General features: G+C 69.5%; 19 protein-coding genes and 2 pseudogenes. 7 read left to right on the top strand and 14 right to left on the bottom strand.

The window, feature by feature from the left end; translation table 11 throughout:
- Nucleotide 1: 1 nt before the first annotated feature.
- Complete coding sequence (locus ACIQ7D_RS11170; RefSeq protein ID WP_403936147.1) at nucleotides 2-1,177, bottom strand: radical SAM protein; 1,176 nt, start codon at nucleotides 1,175-1,177, stop codon at nucleotides 2-4.
- 11 nt (nucleotides 1,178-1,188) lie between these two features.
- Nucleotides 1,189-2,535 carry an MFS transporter gene (locus tag ACIQ7D_RS11165; protein WP_403936145.1) on the bottom strand — a complete coding sequence of 449 codons (1,347 nt, stop codon included), beginning with the start codon at nucleotides 2,533-2,535 and terminating at the stop codon, nucleotides 1,189-1,191.
- 459 nt (nucleotides 2,536-2,994) lie between these two features.
- On the opposite strand from ACIQ7D_RS11165, the gene ACIQ7D_RS11160 reads away from it, so the two are divergent.
- The 4 genes and pseudogenes from ACIQ7D_RS11160 to ACIQ7D_RS11145 all read left to right on the top strand — a co-directional run bounded on the left by ACIQ7D_RS11160 (nucleotide 2,995) and on the right by ACIQ7D_RS11145 (nucleotide 6,315).
- Nucleotides 2,995-3,438, top strand: coding sequence for an Asp23/Gls24 family envelope stress response protein (locus tag ACIQ7D_RS11160; RefSeq protein WP_403936143.1), 444 nt, complete (start codon nucleotides 2,995-2,997; stop codon nucleotides 3,436-3,438).
- Nucleotides 3,439-3,504: 66 nt separating this feature from the next.
- Nucleotides 3,505-4,101 carry a hypothetical protein gene (locus tag ACIQ7D_RS11155; protein ID WP_403936141.1) on the top strand — a complete coding sequence of 199 codons (597 nt, stop codon included), beginning with the start codon at nucleotides 3,505-3,507 and terminating at the stop codon, nucleotides 4,099-4,101.
- A gap of 6 nt (nucleotides 4,102-4,107) precedes the next feature.
- A pseudogene (locus ACIQ7D_RS11150) lies at nucleotides 4,108-4,974 on the top strand (SRPBCC family protein); the annotation flags it as partial.
- 96 nt (nucleotides 4,975-5,070) lie between these two features.
- Nucleotides 5,071-6,315, top strand: coding sequence for an MFS transporter (locus ACIQ7D_RS11145; RefSeq protein ID WP_403936139.1), 1,245 nt, complete (start codon nucleotides 5,071-5,073; stop codon nucleotides 6,313-6,315).
- A 37-nt stretch (nucleotides 6,316-6,352) separates the two neighbouring features.
- Here ACIQ7D_RS11145 and ACIQ7D_RS11140 read toward each other — a convergent pair whose 3' ends face one another.
- From ACIQ7D_RS11140 to ACIQ7D_RS11085, 12 genes and pseudogenes are all read right to left on the bottom strand, one after another.
- A complete protein-coding gene (locus tag ACIQ7D_RS11140) occupies nucleotides 6,353-6,742 on the bottom strand; it encodes a hypothetical protein (RefSeq protein ID WP_403936137.1) in 390 nt (129 codons plus the stop codon).
- Nucleotides 6,743-6,851: 109 nt separating this feature from the next.
- Nucleotides 6,852-7,100: pseudogene (locus ACIQ7D_RS11135) on the bottom strand (FAD/NAD(P)-binding protein); the annotation flags it as partial.
- A 3-nt stretch (nucleotides 7,101-7,103) separates the two neighbouring features.
- Nucleotides 7,104-8,360: a sulfate adenylyltransferase subunit 1 gene (locus ACIQ7D_RS11130; RefSeq protein WP_403936135.1), complete on the bottom strand. Its 1,257-nt coding sequence runs from the start codon at nucleotides 8,358-8,360 to the stop codon at nucleotides 7,104-7,106.
- Between the two features lie 2 nt (nucleotides 8,361-8,362).
- Entirely contained in the window at nucleotides 8,363-9,298 is a 936-nt protein-coding gene (gene cysD, locus ACIQ7D_RS11125; RefSeq protein ID WP_403936133.1) for a sulfate adenylyltransferase subunit CysD, read from the bottom strand.
- Entirely contained in the window at nucleotides 9,295-9,855 is a 561-nt protein-coding gene (gene cysC / locus ACIQ7D_RS11120; RefSeq protein WP_403936131.1) for an adenylyl-sulfate kinase, read from the bottom strand. The genes cysD and cysC overlap by 4 nt, the downstream gene beginning before the upstream one ends.
- A gap of 52 nt (nucleotides 9,856-9,907) precedes the next feature.
- Entirely contained in the window at nucleotides 9,908-11,212 is a 1,305-nt protein-coding gene (locus ACIQ7D_RS11115) for an MFS transporter (RefSeq protein ID WP_403936129.1), read from the bottom strand.
- A gap of 60 nt (nucleotides 11,213-11,272) precedes the next feature.
- Nucleotides 11,273-12,130: a class I SAM-dependent methyltransferase gene (locus tag ACIQ7D_RS11110; RefSeq protein WP_403936127.1), complete on the bottom strand. Its 858-nt coding sequence runs from the start codon at nucleotides 12,128-12,130 to the stop codon at nucleotides 11,273-11,275.
- Between the two features lie 112 nt (nucleotides 12,131-12,242).
- Entirely contained in the window at nucleotides 12,243-13,391 is a 1,149-nt protein-coding gene (locus ACIQ7D_RS11105; protein WP_403936125.1) for a hypothetical protein, read from the bottom strand.
- A gap of 96 nt (nucleotides 13,392-13,487) precedes the next feature.
- The gene (locus ACIQ7D_RS11100) at nucleotides 13,488-14,219 is read right to left on the bottom strand and encodes an SDR family NAD(P)-dependent oxidoreductase (RefSeq protein WP_403936123.1); all 732 of its coding nucleotides are present in this window, start codon (nucleotides 14,217-14,219) and stop codon (nucleotides 13,488-13,490) included.
- Nucleotides 14,216-14,968, bottom strand: coding sequence for a hypothetical protein (locus ACIQ7D_RS11095; RefSeq protein WP_403936121.1), 753 nt, complete (start codon nucleotides 14,966-14,968; stop codon nucleotides 14,216-14,218). Before ACIQ7D_RS11095 ends, ACIQ7D_RS11100 begins: the two co-directional genes overlap by 4 nt.
- Nucleotides 14,969-15,056: 88 nt before the next feature.
- On the bottom strand, nucleotides 15,057-16,283 hold the full coding sequence (locus tag ACIQ7D_RS11090; protein WP_403936119.1) for a transaldolase family protein: 1,227 nt from the start codon (nucleotides 16,281-16,283) through the stop codon (nucleotides 15,057-15,059).
- Between the two features lie 70 nt (nucleotides 16,284-16,353).
- Nucleotides 16,354-17,082 (bottom strand): HAD-IA family hydrolase, encoded by a 729-nt coding sequence (locus ACIQ7D_RS11085; protein ID WP_403936117.1) that lies wholly within the window; start codon nucleotides 17,080-17,082, stop codon nucleotides 16,354-16,356.
- Between the two features lie 344 nt (nucleotides 17,083-17,426).
- On the opposite strand from ACIQ7D_RS11085, the gene ACIQ7D_RS11080 reads away from it, so the two are divergent.
- The 3 genes from ACIQ7D_RS11080 to ACIQ7D_RS11070 form a co-directional block, all read left to right on the top strand.
- Nucleotides 17,427-18,251, top strand: coding sequence for a BTAD domain-containing putative transcriptional regulator (locus ACIQ7D_RS11080; RefSeq protein ID WP_403936115.1), 825 nt, complete (start codon nucleotides 17,427-17,429; stop codon nucleotides 18,249-18,251).
- Nucleotides 18,252-18,326: 75 nt separating this feature from the next.
- A complete protein-coding gene (locus ACIQ7D_RS11075; protein WP_403936113.1) occupies nucleotides 18,327-19,715 on the top strand; it encodes an MFS transporter in 1,389 nt (462 codons plus the stop codon).
- Between the two features lie 59 nt (nucleotides 19,716-19,774).
- A partial coding sequence (locus tag ACIQ7D_RS11070) for an S-adenosylmethionine synthetase N-terminal domain-containing protein (protein WP_403936111.1) occupies nucleotides 19,775-20,240 on the top strand: 466 nt, incomplete at its 3' end.

Here is a 20,240-nt window from a genome sequence, read left to right as displayed (position 1 = left end):
CTCACACTCCGTTGAGATACAGAAGAATGCACTTCGAGCAGACGGGCATCATTCCGCCCTCGGCGAGCGTCCGGCGCACCTGCCGGAAGGCCTCGCTCTGCCACAGCTCCGTGACCGGCGTGTCGTACAGATTGCCCACCACGAACTCCGGGAAGAACTTGCACGAGCTGACATTGCCGTCGGCGTGCACCTCCATCCGGTTGGACACCGCGAGGCACTTGGAGCGCCGCTGCGCCGGGCGGGACGTGCCGAGGATGAAGTCCTCGACCTCGTCGACGTCGAGCTGCGGCTGGTACCGCACCCGGACCCGCCAGGGCCGCTCGGCCAGGCGCCGCATGGATTCCCGCAGCACCGGAAGCCGCTCCGCGGGCAGCTGGTAGGTGTACGAGTGCCAGGTGGGCCTCTTCGTGCCGGTGTCCGGCCGGAGCCAGGCGAACGACTTCTCGTACAACTCGTCCATGGCGCCCGCGACTTCGGGGCTGATGTACCAGGGGAACTGGAAGTACACGGTGTTGACGCCGAGTTCCTCGGCCCACTCCATGAACTCGTACATCTTGCCGACGGTGGCGTGCGAGACCATGCACGACAGGGACAGCTCACCGCGGAACCGCCCCTCGCGCTGGAGCCGCAGCATGGTCTCGATGTTCTCCACGGTCCTGCGGAACGTGCCCTTGCCGCGCAGCGCCTCGTGGTCGTCGCCGAGGCCGTCCAGGCTGACCAGCAGATTGAGGTTCTCGCCGATACGGAGCAGATCGTCCAGCTTCCGCTTGAACAGCAGCCCGTTGGTGCACATGTTGACCGTACGGGGATACCGCTCCAGCAGGGCGGCGACCTCGCCGAACTTGCTGTGCATCAGGGGCTCGCCGCCCCAGAGGAAGAGCTTGGAGCGCAGCGGAGCGGTGGTGGCGAGCACGTCCTCGATGATGGACAGGTCGAGTTCCGTACGCTGCCGGCTGGGGCTGAAGTCACGGAAGAAGCCCTGCTCGTTCCACTGGTAACAGTGCGAGCAGCGCAGATTGCACCGGTAGGTGAGCTGGAGGCTCACCTCCTGCGGCAGCGGGGCCGCGTAACCGGGGTCGGCCAGCAGGTTCTTGCGTGCGCGCGAGCGGATCGACACCGTGTGCTTGATGTCGGCGAACTCCTTCGCCGACAGTGTCCTGGTGGTGGTCGGATGCATGCTTCTTCTCCTCACTCGGGGCGCCGGGACCCGGGGGGCCCGGCCGGCGCCGTCAGCGCGTGGTCGCCTCGCAGCGGTTCCTTTCTGAAGAGCAGGACGCTCGCCGCCGCGAGCAGGCCGCCCGCGGCGATCACCACTCCGAGCCCGGCCGTCCAGCCCAGCCGGCCGCTCAGGGCCCCGCCGGCCAGGCCGCCCGCCAGGGAGCCGAGCGGCACCGTGGAGAAGCTGAGCGTCCTGGTCACCGCGTGGACGGTCGACTGCCGGCCCGGTGGGGCCAGCGCCTGCCGCAGGCTCGCGTCCAGCACGCCCCAGACCGACAGCCACACCGCGGAGAAGCCGCGGACCAGGACCAGCACCGGGACCGCCGCGGGCGTCCAGAGGAGACAGAGCGGCACGGCCAGCCACGACACGCCTTCGAGCCCGGTGAGCAGCAGGGCGCCCCGGGTACCGAACCGGCCGATGATCCGGGACGCGAGGACGGCCCCGGCCAGTGCGCCGACCGCGCCGGACGCCAGCAGCAGCCCGCCGCCCACACTGGACAGCCCGAGCCCGCGGTACGCGAACAGCAGGAGTACGGCGTCCACCGCCCCCGTACCGAAGCCGCGCAGCGCGGCACGCGCCACCAGCAGCCGCAGCAGCGGGTGGTCCCGTACGAAGCGCAGCTCCCGCAGGACCCGCGCGCCCACCGGCTCGCGCGGATACGGGCGCCCGGGCAACAGCTCCGCGGCGCGGACCGGCGCCCGCGCCGCGGCGGACAGCAGGAACGGCGCGGCGGCCAGCGCGGCGGCCGGCGTCGGGCCGACCACCCCGAAGGCCACTCCGGCCAGCGCGGGCCCGGCCAGTTTGGTCAGGCTGTCCGCGCCGGAGAGCCGGGAGTTGGCCGCGACCAACTGGTCGCGGCCGACCAGCGAGGGCAGATAGGACTGGCCGCCGATGTCGAAGAACACGGTGGCCGCGCCCGCCACCGCGACCGCCACCACGAGGTGGGTCAGGGTGAGCCGGTCGGCCAGCGCGGCGACCGGCACACTGACGAAGGCCGCGAACCGGACCAGCTCCGCGGCGACCATCACCCCCTTGCGGCGTACGTGGGCCAGGGCGACCCCGGCGACCAGCCCGAGCGCCGGATAGGCGAGCCAGCCCGTCGCGGACAGGACCCCCACCTGCGCGCCCGAGGCGCCGAGGCTCAGAATGGCGACGCTCTGCACGGTGAACGCGGTGAGCCGGTCCCCGAGACCGCTCATCGTCTGCCCGCACCAGAACCACCCGAACCCGCCGGGCAGTCCGCCGGTCACGGCCCGTGTCCGCGAGACGGCCTCGGCCGTCCCGGCGTCCTCGGCCGGCGCCGTGGGCCCGCTCATCCGCCCGCGGGCCCGCACGGCGCGGACGGCATGTGCGGTATGTGCGGTATGTGCGGCATGTGTGGGGGTGGGGCGTACGGCGCGTACGGGCGTAACGCGGCGGGTGCGTCCACGGCTGTCCTCATGACCCCTCCGAACTGCCCCCGAGGGGGTGCTGCGGATGCGTGTGAGCGTGCGTGATCGTGAGCGGTGCCGAAGGTATCTGAGAGCGCTTCCAAGGGTCAAGAGTGCCTCAGGGGGCGGGAGTTGCGAAGGAGCAGAGCAGGGCCTCATCCGGTGGAACGCGCCCGAAGGACCGAGCGGTACTGGGCGATGATCACCCGAATGGCGTTATGCGGATGCGCGGAGCACAGTGGATAAGGGGGCGCGGCCGCGAGAAAACCGTCGAATCCTCTCCCGCCGGTGGCATCCCTCCTCCGCTTGTCGGAAGCCCCCTGTCTTCGGGAAGGTGAGTGGGTCATGACAGTCAATGAAGCCGGATCGACCATGATGTCGAACGGCCACCACGGTGGAGTCCAGGGAAAGACCACGATCGCGGATTCGGTGGTGGCCTCCATTGCCGGTATCGCCACGCGTGAGGCGTCCGGCGTCTACGCGATGGGCGGCGGAATGTCCCGGACGCTCGGCGCCGCCAGGGACAGGATGTCCCGGTCCGACGACGTCACGCGTGGTGTGCGGGTGGAAGTCGGTGAGAAGCAGGCGGCCGTCGACGTGGGCGTGGTGGTGGAGTACGGGTATCCGATTCCCCGGACCACCGACGAGATCCGGTCGGGCGTCCGCGACGCGGTCGAGCGGATGACCGGGCTCGATGTCGTCGAGGTCAATATCGGGGTGCTCGACGTTCACGTAACCGGTCCGGACGACACCGACGACGACAGTGGCGGTTCGTCCCGCACACGGTAGCCCGGATGGCGTGTGTCGCTCGCATGCGCCGGTCGTACGCCGAGACCTGGCGAAGGTGGATGACCCATGGATGAACAGACGAAACTCGCTCTGGCGGCCGCCGTCCTCGGCGGTTACGTACTGGGCCGGACCAAGAAGGGCCGGCTCGCCCTGACGGTGGCCACGGCGGTGTCCGGGAAGGGACTGGGTTTCGGCCCCCAGGAACTGGCCGCCGAGGGAGCGCGCCGCCTGGCGGAGGTGCCCCAGGTCGCGGAGGTGACGGAGCAGTTCCGTGAGCAGGGCATGACGGCCGCCGGCAGTGCGCTGTCCGCCGTCACGGACCGCGCGATGGGATCGCTGGCCGACACGATCAGCGCCCGGGCGGCCCGCCTCGGACAGCAGGGCGACGAGGGCGAAGAGGACGGCGAGGATCAGGAGCCGGCCGGGGAAGCCGAAGACGAGGAAAAGGACGAGGAAGAAGAAGAGGGAGAAGAGGAAGAAGAGGAACCGCCGCCCGCGAAGCGCCGGCGGGCCTCCCGCCCCTCCGGCGGGTCGGCGAAATCGGCGAAATCGGCGAAGAAGGCCCCTGCCGAGAGGCCGGCCGGGAAGAAGACCGCGGCCTCCGAGAAGCACGCGAAGAAGGGGAAGAAGACCGCATCTCCCCGCACCAGCCGCCAGAGGTGACTCGGCATGACCAGCACGCGGAAGGACACCGCCGAGACGGCGACCTCGAACGCCGGCCGGCTGCGCGAGGAGCTCGCGCACTACGCCGGCCTCCGACTGGAACGTACCGTCGGCCGAGTGGGCGACAAACTGTCCGACCTGACGGGACACCTGACGGACATCGCGGAGAACGGCGGTCAACTGCCCGCGATCGGCTCCCGCATCGCGCACGGCGACACATCCGTCGGCGCGCTGTTCTCCGAGAAGGCGAAATCCGTCAAGGACACCGTGGTGGACAAGGCCAAGGACCTGACGGGCAGCGGCGGCCGGCCGGGCAGCGGGGACGTGAAGGTGACGAACATCGTCGAAGTCCTCGATGTGGGAGTGCCGTTGAGAACGGCGTACGACCACTGGACCGCGTACGACAAATTCTCCGGCTTCACCAAGGGCGTGTCGAACGTGTCGAAGGACGGCGACGACGACACCAGCAGCGCCTGGAAGACCAAAGTGGGCCTGTCCTCCCGGAGCTTCCGGGCGACCACCCTGGAACAGATACCCGACGACCGGATCGTATGGACGTCCGAGGGCTCGAAAGGCACCACGCAAGGGGCGGTCAGCTTCCACGAGATGGCGCCGAACCTGACCAGGATCGTGCTCGTGGTCGAGTACTACCCGTCGGGCTTCTTCGAGAAGACCGGCAACATCTGGCGGGCTCAAGGCCGCCGTCTGCGACTGGACTTCAAGAATTTCCAGCGGTATGTATCGCTCACCGACGAGGAGCCGGAGGCGTGGCGCGGCGAGATCCGGGAGGGCGAGGTCGTCCGCACCCACGAAGAGGCGATGGAAGAAGAGGGCCAGGACGAGGACCAGGACGACGAGGACCAGGACCAGAAGTGAGAGAGCGGCCCACCCGAGGGGGACGAGGAGTTGTCGGAACGGCACGCACGGGGGAAGGGGGCGTGCGGGCAGGGCGTACGGCGGCGTTTACGCGTGCCGGTCTACCTGACCACCGCGTATCTGGCCCGCTTCGCGGACGAGGGGATGCCGATCGCGGTGGCCCTGCTCGCGCTGTACCGCACCGGTAGTGCGGCCGAGGGGGCCTACCTCCTCACCGCGTGGATGGCACCGCACGTACTGACCGGCCCGCTGACCGGAAGCCTGGCCGCGCGGGTGCGGTGCCCACGGCTCCTGTACTCGGGCGCCCTCGCCGTGTTCGCGACGTCGATCCTCGTGCTCGCGCCGACGGTGGGCCGGGCTCCGTTCGCGGTGACCTTCGCGGTGGCGCTGGCAGGCGGCAGTTGCGGACCGATCGTCACCGGCGGGCTGTCCGCCCTGCTGTCCGGCCTGTTGACCGAAGGGGTGTCCCTGCGGCGGGGGTACGCCCTGGACGCGGCGACCTTCAACGCGGCGGCGGTCACGGGGGCCGCGGCCGTGACGCTGGTCGCGGGGGCGGCGACACCGGTGGTGGCCACGGCTCTCCTGGGCGGTGGGGCCGCGGTGGCCGCCCTCCTGGTGGCTGTCCTGCCGTACGCGCCGGTCGTCCGGCCCGCCGACAGGCCTTCGCTGGTGGCGGATCTGGCGTCCGGGCTGCTGGCCGTATGGCGGATCGTCGAGCTGCGGGCCATCACCGTGGCGACCGTCATCGCCTTCGGCGGTATCGGAGGGCTCGCCATGACGGCGGTGCTCCTGGTGGACGGCCCGGGTACGACGGCCGGCGGCGGGATCACAGCGGCAGAGGGCGGGCAGGGCCATGTCGGCGGCGGCTATCTGATGACCGCCTTCGCCCTGGGCGGGCTGATCGGCTCCCTGGTACTCGCCCGGTGGCAGCCGCTCGCGACCGTGCAACGACTCGCCCTCTGCGCCATGCTGGGCACGGGTGTGACACTGGCCGCCGCCGCGCTCGTACCCTCCTTCCCCGCGCGCGTCGCGCTGTTCGCCTTCGCCGGCCTGTGCGACGGGCCGCTGCTCGGCGCCACCCTGCGCATCCGCGCCGAGCACGCGCCTCCCCCCGTACTGCCGCAGGTCTTCACGGTCGGAGCGGGACTGAAGATGTCCGCGGCGGCCTGCGGCGCGGCGCTCACCGGGGCGGCCGCCGCGCTGGGCGCCCCCGGTCTGCTGCTGGCGATCGCCTCCCTCCAGTTCGTGGCCGCGCTCCTGTACGTGCTGGTACGCGGCCACGGAACCCGGCCGGTGGCGGCTACCGCCGAACCCTCCGCCGCGCGCGGCGGCACCTGAGCCCCCTGCCCGCCCGGCCCGCTTCCGGCCGGGCGGGTCAGACGGGCAGGGAGGCGCGGGCGTGGGCCAGTATCCCCTCGGCCACCTCCACGGCCTGGACGCGGATCTCCGGGACGGCCGTCGTCTCCCACAGGTTTCCGCGCCGCAACTGCCCCAGTGTCCACACCGGGGCCGCGCGGTGTCCGGGCGCGGGGACGAGCCGCCCCCCGGCCGTGGTGTCGAAGCCCAGCCCGTGGGGACCGGGCGCGGCGGTCCCTGTATCCAGCAGGGAGCGGACGAGCGGATCGGCCAGTTCGCGGGTCCGGCTCTCGGTGCCCGCGCAGTTCACCACAGCGCCTACGGTGACCGAGCAGCCGTCGGACAGGACTACCGTGACGCCTCGCCCGTCCTCGCCCGCCCGCGCGGTGACGACCTCGGCCGCCCGCACCGTCAGCCGCCCGGACCGCAGCGATTCCGTCAGCGCCCGGTTCGTCGTGGGGCCAGCCGGCGCCGGCGGCCGTTTCGACGGCGACGACGCGGGTGTGGCCCGTCCGACGGGAGAGCCACCGTACGAAGTCGTCCCCGTCCGTGGGCCGGGCGCTCATCCGCCCGGCCGGGACGTTCAGCAGATGCCGTGGGTCGGCCGTGGCGTACGCAAGGCCCGGCCCCGCGCGGGGCGCCGGGTCGACCAGATCGACCGACACCCGGCGGCCGGCCAGGACGGCCGAGTCCAGCAGCCGGGCCGAGACCAGCGTTCCGGCCGCACCCGCGCCGACGACCACGACACGCGATATCTCCTCAGCCATGGCTCACCCGACGCCCTCGGCCATGCCGGCGGCGAGCGTGGTGCCGTCGGCGGGGTCGATGAGCAGGAACGATCCGGTGCGCCGTGAGTCCGCGTAGTCGTCGAGGGCCAGCGGCTCGGCCGTGCGGACGACGACCCGGCCGATGTCGTTGGCGACGAGCTGCCCGGGCGCGGGGTGCTGGGAGAGGTCGTCCAGGGTGAGCCGGGACGGGATGTCCTTCACGATCGCCTTGACCGTACGGGTGGTGTGCTTGAGCAGCACCCGTTGTCCCACCGAGAGCGGCTGGTCGGCGACGTGACAGACCAGCGCGGTGACGTCCCGCGACGTGGCGGGCGCCACCGCGCTGGGGGCGATCAGGTCGCCGCGCGCGATGTCGATCCCGTCGCGGAGCCGCAGGGTCACCGACTGCGGCGCACGGGCCGCTTCCACCGACCGCCCGAGCGCGTCGATCGCCTCGATGGTGCTGGTGCGGCCCGACGGCAGTACGGTGACCTGCTCGCCGACCCGGAACGTGCCCGCCGCGATCTGCCCCGCGTAGCCCCGGTAGTCGGGGTGTGCGGCGGACTGCGGACGGATGACGTACTGGACCGGGAAACGCGCCTGGGCCGTGGCGAGTTCGTGCGCGACCGGCACCGTCTCCAGATGTTCCAGGACGGTGGGGCCGCCGTACCAGTCCATGTGCGCGGAAGGCTCCACCACGTTGTCCCCGACCAGCGCGGAGATCGGGATGGCGGTGGTCTCGGGGATGCCCAACTCGCGTGAGTACGCCGCGAATTTCTCGGCGATCGCGGCGAAGACGGGCTCCGCGTAGTCGACCAGGTCCATCTTGTTGACGGCGAGGACGACGTGGGGGACGCGCAGGAGGGCGGCGACGGCGGCGTGCCGGCGGGTCTGTTCGACGACGCCGTTGCGGGCGTCGACCAGGACCACGGCCAGTTCGGCGGTGGACGCGCCGGTGACCATGTTGCGGGTGTACTGCACATGGCCCGGGGTGTCGGCGAGGATGAACCGCCGCCGGGCGGTGGCGAAGTAGCGGTGGGCGACATCGATGGTGATGCCCTGCTGGCGCTCGGCGCGCAGCCCGTCCGTGAGCAGGGCGAGGTCGGGGGTTTCCTGGCCCCGGTTGCGGGAGGCGTGCTCGACGGCCTCCAACTGGTCGGTGAGGACCGACTTGGAGTCGTGGAGCAGCCGGCCCACCAGGGTGGACTTGCCGTCGTCGACGGACCCGGCGGTCGCGAATCGCAATGTGTCGATGGTCATCTCTAGAAGTACCCTTCGCGTTTGCGGTCTTCCATCGCGGCCTCGGACATCTTGTCGTCGGCGCGGGTCGCGCCGCGCTCGGTGAGCCGGGAGGCGGCGATCTCGGTGATCACCGCGTCGAGCGTGGTGGCGTCGGAGTCGACGGCGCCGGTGCAGGACATGTCGCCGACGGTGCGGTAGCGCACGAGGCGCCTCTCGACGGTCTCGGACTCCTTGGGACCGCCCCAGTCACCGGCGGTCAGCCACATGCCACTGCGGCTGAACACCTCGCGCTCGTGCGCGAAGTAGATCTCCGGCAGCTCGATGCCCTCGCGGGCGATGTACTGCCAGACGTCCAGCTCGGTCCAGTTGGAGAGCGGGAAGACCCGGACGTGCTCACCCGGGGCGTGCCGCCCGTTGTAGAGCTGCCACAGCTCGGGGCGCTGGCGGCGCGGGTCCCACTGCGAGAACTCGTCCCGCAGCGAGAACACCCGCTCCTTGGCACGCGCCTTCTCCTCGTCGCGCCGCCCGCCACCGAAGACCGCGTCGAACCGCTCGGCCTGGATCTTCTCCGTCAGCGGCACGGTCTGGAGCGGGTTGCGCGTCCCGTCCGGGCGCTCGCGCAGCTTCCCGGCGTCGATGTACTCCTGTACGGAAGCGATGTGCAGCCGCAGCCCGTGCCGGGCCACCGACCGGTCCCGGTACTGGAGCACTTCGGGGAAGTTGTGTCCGGTGTCCACGTGCAGCAGCGAGAAGGGCACCGCCGCCGGCGCGAAGGCCTTCAACGCCAGATGCAGCATGACGATGGAGTCCTTGCCGCCGGAGAACAGGATCACCGGCCGCTCGAACTCGCCCGCGACCTCACGGAAGATATGGACCGCCTCGGACTCCAGGGAATCCAGGTGGCTGAGGGCGAAGGGGCTGCCGACCCCCTCGCCGGTGGTGACGGCCGTCGTCATGCCAGACCCCTCTCGGTGAGCAGCGCGTGGAGCGCGGTCGCGGACTCCTCGACGGACCGGGTGTGCGACTCGATGCGCAGGTCCGGCTTCTCGGGGGCCTCGTAGGGGTCGTCGACCCCGGTCAGCCCGGTCAGCTCGCCGGCCGCCTGCTTGGCGTACAGGCCCTTCACATCGCGCACGGAGCACACCTCGACCGGCGTGGCGACATGCACTTCCAGATACGGCGTGTCGCTGCCCTGGTGCCGCTTGCGTACCGCCTCCCGGCTGTCCGCGTACGGGGCGATCACGGGGACCAGGGCGAGGATGCCGTTGCGCGCCAGTACCTCGGCCACCAGGCCTATGCGCTGTACGTTGGTGTGCCGGTCCGCGCGGCTGAAGCCGAGCCCGGCGGAGAGGAACGTACGTATCTCGTCGCCGTCCAGCACTTCCACGCGACGGCCGTCGTCGCGCAAGCGCCCGGCGAGTTCGTGGGCGAGGGTGGTCTTGCCCGCACTGGGCAGTCCGGTCAGCCACACCGTGGCCCCTGGCCAGCAGGTGCAGATGGCTTGCTGTTCCATCGGATCCCTTCCGATCGTGGTCGAGTCGACTGCGGTCGCGTACGAGTGGGTCTCAACTGACGGACGGGGCGGCCTCCTTGCGGGGTACGGTGGTCGGGGCCTTTTTCCCGATGGCGCTCTCTTCCGATCCCTCACGGGGCAGTTGGAGGGTGAGGAAACCGAGAATCACCGCGACCACCGCGACGACGACGTAGTACCACATGAAATCGCCGGTGACGTTCTTGAGGAATCCCGCCGTATAGTTCCCGACGATTCCGCCGACTCCCTGGGTCACATTGGTGACACCGAAGATCACAGTGGCCGCCGCCCCCGATGCCGACTTCGACACATAGGCGGGAACCAGCCCGTAGATCGGGTAGAACGCGAGGGCGAACAGGACGCCGGAGACCATCGGGAGAAATCCCACCGGGGCGAGAACCAGCAGGACGGAAGAGGTGAAGAAGAGCGCGTAGCACATCACCAGAGAGGCGCGCACGCCGATCCGGTCGGAAAGCCAGCCGACGGCGAAGCCGGCGAACATTCCGATGACGCCGATGGTTCCCCAGACCTGGGCCGCGAAGTCGATGTCGAATCCCAGACCCTCACGCAGATACGGCGAGAGATAGTTCTGGAACGGCATGCAGGCGAAGCCGTTGAGGAACTTGATCGTCCAGACGATGACGACCCAGCGCACCAGCACCATGCGCCAGCCGGCGCGGGCGCTGTCGTCCTTGCCGGCGTCGTCCGGCGTACCGGTGGCCACGTCCTCCTCGCGGCGGAAGAGCCCGAGCCGGTGGAAGGTGAAGGCGGCCACCGCGGTCACCATCAGCGTGCCGAAACCGACCGAGTACCACAGGCCCCGCCAGTTGTCGTCCTGGACGAAGCCCGGAACGAGCATGCTGTTGACGACGACTCCGTAACTGGTACCGCTGGACACGAGCCCCAGCACCTTGCCCCGGTGCCGGAAGTCGATGACCCGGCCCACGACCTCCACCAGCGGGACGTACACGGAGGCCGCCGTACCGCCCATGATCGTCAGCAGGACCGCGATCAGGACGATGCTGTCGGTGACCGGCAGCAGCACCAGACACACTCCGCACAGGGCGACCGAGCCGATCATCACCTGACCGCCGCCTATGCGGGTCGACAGCCAGGTACCGAGCAGGGCGAACACCAGAAAGCCGAGTTGTCCCGCCGCGGTGATGGTCCCGACCACCGTGTAGTCGAAGCCGAGGTCCCTGCGCATGTCGGTGACGAGTTGCGCGAAGAGGTAGAAGCCGAATCCGTAGGTCGCCGCCACAAAGCTGGTCAGCAGCACTGTGGTGGCGAATCCGGCAATCGCATGGGATCGGTTGCCGTTGCTCTGCTTGGTATTCACTGCCGTTGTGGCCTTTCTGCCCGCTTCATTTCCGCCGGCTCGGGACGCGCGTTTCGGTGCTCACGGCTTCCGTGCCACATGGATGACGAAATCCACCGCGGAGATGTCGAATGACTCCTGGAAGTCGCCGAAGGTCCGGACGGTGTCGAATCCCGAATCGGCCAGCAGCGCGGAGAGCTCCGCCGAGAGGACGGGGTACACCTCCAGATGGTGGGTGCCGCCGTCCTGGAAGTCGTACTGGAACCGGCACAGCTTCTCGTCGACGTGTGCCACGGTCACCCGCGCCCCGGTCCCGCAGTAGTAGTACTTTCCGGTGCTCTGGTAGCGGTGCCGGCGGATCGCGTCGAAGTTCCGGTGGTCGACCATGAGGACGCCCCCCGGGTTGAGGGCTTCGTAGAACTCCGAGAGCACCGCCCGGCGGTCGTCCTCCTGGAAGAGGTGCGGGAACGAACTGCCCAGGCAGACGATCGCGTCGTAGCGTCCGTCGATGTGCCGGCGCAGGCTGCGCCAGTCGGCCTGGAGGACCGTGAAGGACTGCCCGTGCCGCTCGGCGTTGCGCCGGGTGCGCTCGATCATCTGGGCGCTTCCGTCGGCCGCGGTGACGTCGAAACCCCGCTGTGCCAGGGTGACGGCGTGGTAGCCGGTGCCCGTGGCGACGTCCAGCACCCGGCGGGCCCCGGCACCGTTCAGGAGGTCCACGAAGAAGTCCTGCTCGCTCGCCCGCCGCCGCTCCCAGTCGATCAGTTGGTCCCAGAGATCCACGAGGGTGGGGATGTACTGGCCTTCGAAGTCGTCCGGGGCGGCGCTCTGCGGGCTCGCCGCGCCCCGCGGGCCGGGGGAACCCGGTGAACCCGGTGCGAGTGGTGCGCGTTGTGGGACGGGAGCCGCGCGGCTGACCCGAGTTACGGGCGTGGTCATGATGAACCTCCGGATCTCGTGGACGGTTGCGGTACGGGGGCGGTACGCGCGGTACAGGCGGTACGGGGGCGGTACGCGCGGTACGGGCGGTACGCGCCTCACCGGGCCGGGCTCAGCGGTACTTGTCCGCGAACGCCGCGTACTTCAGAGCGAGTTCACCGGCCCATTCGCCCGCGTCGCCGAGCTTCATGCTCGGGCACTCGTAACCGAGGAGCCGCTTCATGACCGCCATCTCCGGTTCGGCGAAGTGCACCGTGCCGTCCTCGTCGATGCGGTCGATGCCGTCGGCGCGCTGGCATTCCTCGTTGATCCGGATCGCCTCGTCCCGCCCGAGACCCGCCGGCAGGTCGAGCGTGCCGCCGCCCCGGTGGACGCGAACCGGATAACCGCCGGGCAGGCCGTCCGGCGCGGGCGCGTGCGCGATCACACCGCTGTCGGTCGCCATGCCCTTGAGCACCCGTACGGCCGAGGAGGCGGTGAGCAGTTGGCCGTCGATGCCGCCGACCCGCTTCAGCCGGTTGTCGAGCTGCCCGAAGAGGGCGCTGTGGTCCAGCTTCGCGGCGCCGGTGCGGCCCCGCACCGTCGCCGCGAGGTGGTACGAGCCCTTTCCGGCGTGGCCGAAGCGCGGCACGTAGTGGCTGAAGTAGTGCTGAGCGGTGAGCCGGAGCTCGACCTGCGAGGGGTCTGCGTCCAGCAGGTGCGCGGCGCCCAGGGTGAGTGCGGGAACGATGTTGGCGACGTTGCCCACGCCGATGGTGGGGGCCAGCCCCACCGTGGCGAGGACGGGGCCGACCGCGTCGGGGAACGCGGCGTTCACCACCCTGGCGTCGATGGCCGAGGCCCGTACCGCCTGCATCAGCAGGTGGTTGAGCGTCAGGTGCATCGGCAGCCACGGCCCGAACTGCGCGGTGTCCAGCTCCTCGAAGGTCTCCTTGGGCAGGGCGGTGATGACCCGCCAGGACTGGAGCGAAGCGCCCATGAAGATGATGTCGGGCCGGACCCGGGCGAGCGTGTCGGCCGTGGCGTCCACGTCGCGGAGATCGACGTGGACGGTGTCGACCGTTCCGTGCGGGCCGAGGTTGGCGGCGGTGAACAGGGCCAGGTTTCCGCGCCTGCGGATGGTCTCGGCGTCCCGTCCGGCCAGCACGATCCGGTTGGTCGCCGGGTCGGAGAGGAGCATGGTGAGCACCTTGGCGCTCAGGTCGCCCATGCCCAGCAGCATGATGAGGGGCTTGCCGGAACCCTCGGTTGAGGAAGTCAAGAGGTGCCTCCATGACATACGGAAGGAAAGCCGTGGGGGGAGGGGAGGGGGGGGAGGGGCGCGGGCGCGCGGGGGAGCGTGCGCACCCGGGCCGGATCAGCGCGGGTAGGAGCCGTTGTCGGCGCGCAGCAGTGCGCCGGTCAGGGTCCTGGACCGGTCGCTGAGCAGGTAGGCGCAGACGTCGGCCACGTACTCGGGCAGGATGTCGCCGTCGAGCTGTTCCTGGCGCTTGTACTCGGCGTAGCGGTAGTCCGGTATCCGGTCGGCGATGGCCGTGTTGACGATGAGGCCGGGCGACACGACGTTGACCCGGATGTACGGGGCGAAGTTCATGGCGTTGGACTTGGTGAGGCCGATGACGCCGGCCTTGACCGTTCCGTAGAGCGCGTCGGAGCTGCCCACCTCGCCCGCGACCGAGGCCAGGTTCACGATGGCGCCGCGCCGCTCAAGGGGCAGCAGGTGGCCCGCGAAGCGGCGGGAGAGCCACACCGGGCCCTTGATGTTCACGGCGATGACCCGCTCGATGGTGGGGTCGTCGTACTCCCAGACCGGCTGCCCGAGGTAGAGGCCGGCGTTGTTGACCAGGCCGTCCACTTCGGGGTGCGTGGCGAGGACCCGGTCCATGAAGGCGTCGCAGTCCTCGTGCGACGCGACGTCGGCGACATGTGTCTCCAGCGCCCGGCCCCGGTGCTGGTCGGCGAGCGACTTCAGGCCCGGCTCGTCGATGTCGCAGGTGATGACGGTCTTGCCCGCGTCCAGCAGCCGGCCCACCAGAGCCCGGCCGACGCCGCTGGCTCCGCCGGTGACGATGACGGTGGTCACGCTCATGCGGTTGCCTCCTTGGCCGGCTGGAGCCGGTACTGGTCCAGGTGCTCGTAGAAGGGGCGGCAGTGACGCTCGAACTCGCGCAGGTCGGGCCGTGACCCGTAGGTGAAGCGGTAGGCGCGCCGGGGGCTGCTGAAGCTGTTGCTGGCGGCCACGTCCGTGTGCCAGCCGCTCCACGTGGTCCACTGCGGCTGCTCGCCCGCGTTCCACCGCAGGGCTTCGGGAAGGAAGGGAATCCCGACCGCGTCGCAGTAGGCCGCGAGAGTGGCCTCCGGGCGGGCGGCGAGGTCCGCGGCGTTGACGACCACCGGTGTGCTGCCCGTCAGCTCCCGCACGAAGTCGAACGTCCTGGCGAGCTGCTCGTATCCGAGCACCTCCCGGGTGAGTTCGGGGTGCACCGTCGCGTGCGAGAGGACGGCTTCCTCGGGGTCGCGGATCAGGAAGGTGTTCACCTGGCCCAGCAGGTAGCCGGGGTCGTCCAGCAGTTGGTCGAGGCAGTGGTAGGGGAAGTCCTTGTGGAACACCGGGCCTTCGAGGCGCGCGGTCTCCATCATCCGCTTGATGTCCGGATAGGTGCGCGGGTGACCCGGGTCGGGGTTCTTGTGCGGGATGGCGGCCCGCTCCTCGTGCATGAAGAACACGTAGGCGAAGGCTTCGTGGAAGACCGTGAAGTCGCGCCGCTCGATGAACGAGCGCTCCAACGCGGTCGACATCGACCTGGGATGACTCCAGAGGGCGATGGACTTGTGCATGACACCTCCTCGGTGACAGGAATCGGAGGAACGGTGGGACAGACGGCGCGGGACCCGCCGGGCGGTCCGGGGCGGGGGCGAGGGCTCCTCAGACCAGCAGCAGGGGTCGCGCGGAGGCCGTCACGGTCTGGAACTGGTGCGCGACGAAGTCGATCAACTTCCGCGTGTTCGCCATGACTTCGGCGTACGTGGAGACGAACGACCCGTAGTGGGCGAACTCCTCGGGATGCATGCCCGCCGGGTCGTACGCGCGGTGGAACGACGGGAGCCACATCAGCTTCTCCAGGACCTCCGCCGGCACCTCCCGGTCGATGGCCGCGGAGTCGAAGACGGGCAGCTCGCTCTCGCGGCGCATGACGTCCGCGATGAACTGCGGCTTGCAGGTGTACGCGACCGCGCCCCCGGCGCTCTCCTCCAGATGCATGCTCAGCGTTCCGCCGCCCTGACGGGGCTCGTCGACCTCAAGGCTGGACAGCAGCGGCTTGACCGGGTGACCGTTCTCCCGGACGAGCCGGTGGATGCGCTTGAGAATGGCGATCTCGGCCCAGCGCAGATCGGACCAGGTGAGCTCGATGTCGCGGATGGCCGCCTCGTACCGCAGATCCTTGTTGGCCCCGAAACGGCCGATCATGTGGGTGAAGACGGCACGCCACCGGTCGGTGCCGATGTCCCGGGAGCGCGCCTCGGCCAGCCCCTCCTCCACGGCCCGGGCGCAGGCGGCGAACTGGGGGACGGTGTAGGAGAGGGTGGAGTTGACGGAGATACCACGCGCCACCAACTGCCGGATGACCTGGTAACCCTGTTTGGTTCCCGGGACCTTGACCATGAGGTTCGGGGATATCCGGGCGATGCGCAGGGCCTGTTCCAGCATGAGGCCGGCATCGAGCATATGGCGGGGGTCGAGCTGGCCCGACACCCAGCCGTACTGTCCGTCGGTGGCGTGCCACATCGGCAGCATCTCGCTTGCCGCTCGGCGCAGGGCCTCCTCGTAGACGAGCGAGAAGGTGCTCTCGACATCGGGGCTCAGCTGGTAGCGGATGAGCTCCTGGATGTCGTGGCGCCAGCTCTCGGGGGAGGCCAGGACGCTCTGTGCGACCAGGGACGGGTTGGTCGTGATGCCGCGGACCAGGGACTGGCCGGGTGTCGCGGGACACAGGAACCGGTCGAGCTGTTCCTGCCAGCGGTTCCTGGTGTCCTTGTCGGGTGCGGTGGCCAACTGGCGTTGGCGCCAGCGGGGGAAGTCGAGGGGTGAGGAGTCCCACCAGATCTCTGCCGCCTCACCGGCCTGCTGAAGCTCGTGAAGAACACTCGGCATACGGATCGTGCCTTTCCGACTCGGTTTCTCAAGTGGGCGAGCTCGGTCACTCAGGAGGGCAGGGCGGAGGTCACCGGACGGCGTCCGCGGCCGGGAGCCGGACGGCGTCCACGGCCGGGAGCCCGGCGGCATTCACGGCCGGGAGCCCGGCGGCCCATCTGTCCAGCAGAGCGGGGAGTTCCTTCATGGAGCTGAAGGTCACCGCCCCTTCGGCGGCGAGCCGCGCCGCCGTCGCGTTCCGCGGCGGTGCGTAGGCGAACACCGCCATGCCGGCCGCGATCCCCGCCCGGACCCCGACGAGGCTGTCCTCGACGACCGCGCAGTGCTCGGGGAGCGCTCCGAGATCGGCCGCCGCGTGCAGAAAGAGGCCGGGGTCCGGCTTCCATGTGCCGACCTCGTAGGCGCTGTAGACGCGGTCCTGGAAGTGGGGCAACAGACCTGTCAGGCCCAGGGTGTTGAGGATCTTCTCCCGAGGTGCGCTGGACGCTGTGCAGAAGGGCAGCCCAAGCCCCTCCACGACCTCCCGCACATGGGGAACGGGCCCCAGTTCGGCGGCGAACAGTTTCGTGCACCCGTCGCGGAAATCCGGGACGAATCGGGGTGGCAGCGCCCGGCCCAGCAGTGTCTCCAACTGCGCGACCCATTCGGCGACTTTCCGCCCACGAATGAATTCCAACGCCTCATCCGGAGAGAAGTCAAGCCCCTGTTCGGCAGACATCTCCAGCATGACCCGTGCGCTCAGTGTTTCACTGTCGACCAGAACTCCGTCGCAGTCGAATATGACCAGACTCTTCGTCATGAGGATCCCTTTCATGATCGTGAGCGCCGGTGCCGGCACGGTGTGTGCGGATGGTGACGCGGGATTTCGGAACTTCCGGCGACGGAACATCGTCAGTGAATCAGAGCGTTCTTACGATTCGCTCACCGCTCGATACCGAGCCATCCGGAATCACGGTCATAAGTGTTCAATTCGGGCACGCATGACAGAGTCTCCGGACCTTCCTGGACCGGTCATCTCCGCGCGGCTAGCTTTATTCCGGGGCGTATGTCGGTCGCTCGGAAACGAGCATCGCACCGGTGTCCCGACCGATCACCTTTGCCGTGGGATTCTTTTGATCAGACATCCGTGCGAGAGGGAGTTCAATGAAGTTCGCAGTTCTCGGCCCGCTGTCCCTGACGGACGGAAACGGTTCCCTGCTCCCGACCGCACCCAAGACGCGTCAGCTCCTGGCCCTCCTGCTGATCCATGCGAACTCCCTGGTGACGCTCGACGCCTGCGTCCAGGAACTGTGGGGCGAATCCTCGCCGCGCAGCGCGGTGCAGAGCGTGCACGCCCGGGTCTTCCATATCCGGCAGGCGCTGTCCGGCGACCTGGCCGGCCGGACGACGGACGAGAGCAAGCGCATCCTGGAGACGCACCACCAGGGTTATTCGCTTCAGGTCGAGGAAGGCTCCCTCGACCGGGACGTGCTCGAAGCGCATCTGACGGAGTTCCGTCGCGCGCAAGCGCGAAAAGATGACATCAACGTTTCCGCGTCACTTCGTTCCGCACTCGGCCTGTGGCGCGGCCGAACCCTTCTGGACATTCAGCAGGGGCCGTACATCTATTCCTATGTGACGGGAATGGAGGATCTTCGTATGACCCTGCTGGAACAGTGCATCGAAGCCGAACTGCGGCTCGGTATGCACCATCGCCTGCTTTCGGAATTGAGCATGCTCGTCTCCCGGCACCCGGTGCACGAGAATCTTCATGCCCAGTACATGATCGCCTTGTACCGGTCGGGCCGTACCGCGGAATCCCTCAAGGCCTACCACCGGCTCCACGAAACGCTCACGGAAGAACTCGGTATCGAGCCCTGCCATCGCATCAGGAAGCTGCGGACCGCCGTACTGACGGAGAGCGCCGAACTCGATGTGGTCACCCAGGACAGGGCGGCCCTCTCGATGGACCTGATGGCGAGCCGATAACGGAGTCCGTACGGGAATCAGTCTTCGCCGCGGGCCCATTGGCGGTCACGGCACTCACGACGGAGGAGGGCGTACGTGTCAGCCGTGAAGGTGTACTCGGCTCCCGGCGGCAGGTCCGGCCGCCGCGGCGGGTCCGTCCCCGGCGGGCGGGAGGACAGGCGGGTCCGCCGGTTCGAGACCCGTATCGCCGTCTGCGCGGGTGGCGGCGAGGTCTGCGACGGGTGGGTGCTCGGCGTCGTCGGGGCGGCGTTGCCGCTGGCGCGCGACGACCTCCACCTCACGCCCCTGTGGGTCGGTCTGATCGGATCGGCGTCCCTGATCGGCCTCTTCTTCGGCGGCCTGGTCTTCGGATGGCTCACCGACAAGGTGGGCCGCCAGAAGATGTACCTCATCGACCTGCTGGTCTTCCTTCTCGGCTCCCTGCTGCAACTCCTGGTCCAGGACCCCGCCCAACTGTTCGCCGTACGGCTGGTCATGGGCGCCGCGGTGGGTGCCGACTACGCCATCGCCGGCGCACTGGTCGCGGAGTTCGCGGCGCCCGCGCGACGAGGGCGCCTCCTGGCCTCTCTCATCGTCTTCTGGTACGTCGGCTACACCCTGGCGACCGGCCTCGGCAGCGCGATGGCCTCCCTCACCGACAGCGCGTCCGCATGGAGGTGGATACTCGCCAGCAGCGCACTGCCCTCCCTCGTGGTGCTGCTCCTCCGGCTGGGCACCCCCGAGTCCCCGAGCTGGCTGGTGAGCAAGGGCCGGTACGCGGAGGCCGAGGCGATCAGCCGGCGGTGGCTCGGCCACGGGCTCGACCGGCCCGCGGCCGACGACCTGCCGGTACGCACCCACCACACGACCCTCTTCTCCCCCTTCTATCTCCGGCGCACCCTGTTCACCAGCGTGTTCTGGCTCTGCCAGGTGACCCCGTTCTTCGCCATCTCCACCTTCGCGCCCCAGGTGCTGCGACAGCTCGGTGCCCCGGGCAACGGTCTCGGCGAGCTGCTGCTCAATGTCTTTCTGCTGCTGGGCTGTGTGACGGGCGTGGCCGTCATCGACAGGGTGGGGCGCCGGGCCTTGCTGATCTGGCCGTTCTGTGTCACGGCCGCGGCTCTCCTCGTCCTCGGGCTGTGGCCCCGGGCGGACCAGGGGGTCGTCGCGCTCTGCTTCGGCGTCTTCGCCCTGTTCCACGCGGGGTCGAGTGTGCTCCAGGCCGTCTATCCGAGTGAGGTGTTCCCCACGGAGATCAGGGCCACCGGCATCGGGTTCGCCGCCGCGGTGAGCCGGATCGGAGCGGCCTTGGGCACTTTCCTCGTCCCGCTGGGGCTCCAGGCCTGGGGCGTCGGCGCGGTGATGCTGCTCGGCTGCGCCGTCTCCGTGGCGGGCGCTCTGGTGTCGGCCGCCTGGGCGCCGGAGACCGGTGGCCTGGAACTGGCACAGGTGAGTCGTCCACGGACCCCCGAGCGGATCCCGTGACACCGCCCGCTTCCCTTCCCTGTAACCCGAATCCCGCACCGTCGATGATCAGGAGACCCATGTCCCGCCGTCTCTTCACCTCGGAGTCAGTGACCGAAGGTCACCCCGACAAGATCGCTGACCAGATCAGCGACACGATTCTTGACGCGCTCCTCCAGGAGGATCCGTCCTCCCGGGTCGCCGTGGAGACCTTGATCACCACTGGTCTGGTGCATGTCGCCGGTGAGGTGACCACCAAGGCGTACGCGCCGATCGCGCAGCTCGTGCGGAACAAGATCCTGGAGATCGGCTACGACTCGTCGAAGAAGGGCTTCGACGGCGCGTCCTGCGGCGTGTCGGTGTCCATCGGCGCGCAGTCGCCCGACATCGCGCAGGGCGTCGACACGGCCTACGAGAAGCGGGTCGAGGGTGCCGCCACAGGTGAGGAAGGGGACGAGCTGGACAAGCAGGGTGCCGGTGACCAGGGTCTGATGTTCGGGTACGCCTGTGACGAGACTCCTGAGCTGATGCCGCTGCCGATCCATC

Origin of the sequence: Streptomyces sp. NPDC096310 (genome assembly GCF_044763125.1) — a bacterium.
Lineage (GTDB): Bacteria > Actinomycetota > Actinomycetes > Streptomycetales > Streptomycetaceae > Streptomyces.
Note: the sequence above shows the minus strand (reverse complement) of the source record. Positions and strands in the feature narration are given on the sequence as shown.

What these genes read in the sequence shown, in the direction of transcription:
- ACIQ7D_RS11170 (WP_403936147.1), bottom strand. Translation starts at nt 1,177, where the DNA reads ATGCATCCGACCACCACCAGGACACTGTCGGCGAAGGAGTTCGCCGAC.
- ACIQ7D_RS11165 (WP_403936145.1), bottom strand. Translation starts at nt 2,535, where the DNA reads ATGAGCGGGCCCACGGCGCCGGCCGAGGACGCCGGGACGGCCGAGGCC.
- ACIQ7D_RS11160 (WP_403936143.1), top strand. Translation starts at nt 2,995, where the DNA reads ATGACAGTCAATGAAGCCGGATCGACCATGATGTCGAACGGCCACCAC.
- ACIQ7D_RS11155 (WP_403936141.1), top strand. Translation starts at nt 3,505, where the DNA reads ATGGATGAACAGACGAAACTCGCTCTGGCGGCCGCCGTCCTCGGCGGT.
- ACIQ7D_RS11130 (WP_403936135.1), bottom strand. Translation starts at nt 8,360, where the DNA reads ATGACCATCGACACATTGCGATTCGCGACCGCCGGGTCCGTCGACGAC.
- cysD (WP_403936133.1), bottom strand. Translation starts at nt 9,298, where the DNA reads ATGACGACGGCCGTCACCACCGGCGAGGGGGTCGGCAGCCCCTTCGCC.
- cysC (WP_403936131.1), bottom strand. Translation starts at nt 9,855, where the DNA reads ATGGAACAGCAAGCCATCTGCACCTGCTGGCCAGGGGCCACGGTGTGG.
- ACIQ7D_RS11110 (WP_403936127.1), bottom strand. Translation starts at nt 12,130, where the DNA reads ATGACCACGCCCGTAACTCGGGTCAGCCGCGCGGCTCCCGTCCCACAA.
- ACIQ7D_RS11100 (WP_403936123.1), bottom strand. Translation starts at nt 14,219, where the DNA reads ATGAGCGTGACCACCGTCATCGTCACCGGCGGAGCCAGCGGCGTCGGC.
- ACIQ7D_RS11095 (WP_403936121.1), bottom strand. Translation starts at nt 14,968, where the DNA reads ATGCACAAGTCCATCGCCCTCTGGAGTCATCCCAGGTCGATGTCGACC.
- ACIQ7D_RS11090 (WP_403936119.1), bottom strand. Translation starts at nt 16,283, where the DNA reads ATGCCGAGTGTTCTTCACGAGCTTCAGCAGGCCGGTGAGGCGGCAGAG.
- ACIQ7D_RS11085 (WP_403936117.1), bottom strand. Translation starts at nt 17,082, where the DNA reads ATGACGAAGAGTCTGGTCATATTCGACTGCGACGGAGTTCTGGTCGAC.
- ACIQ7D_RS11080 (WP_403936115.1), top strand. Translation starts at nt 17,427, where the DNA reads ATGAAGTTCGCAGTTCTCGGCCCGCTGTCCCTGACGGACGGAAACGGT.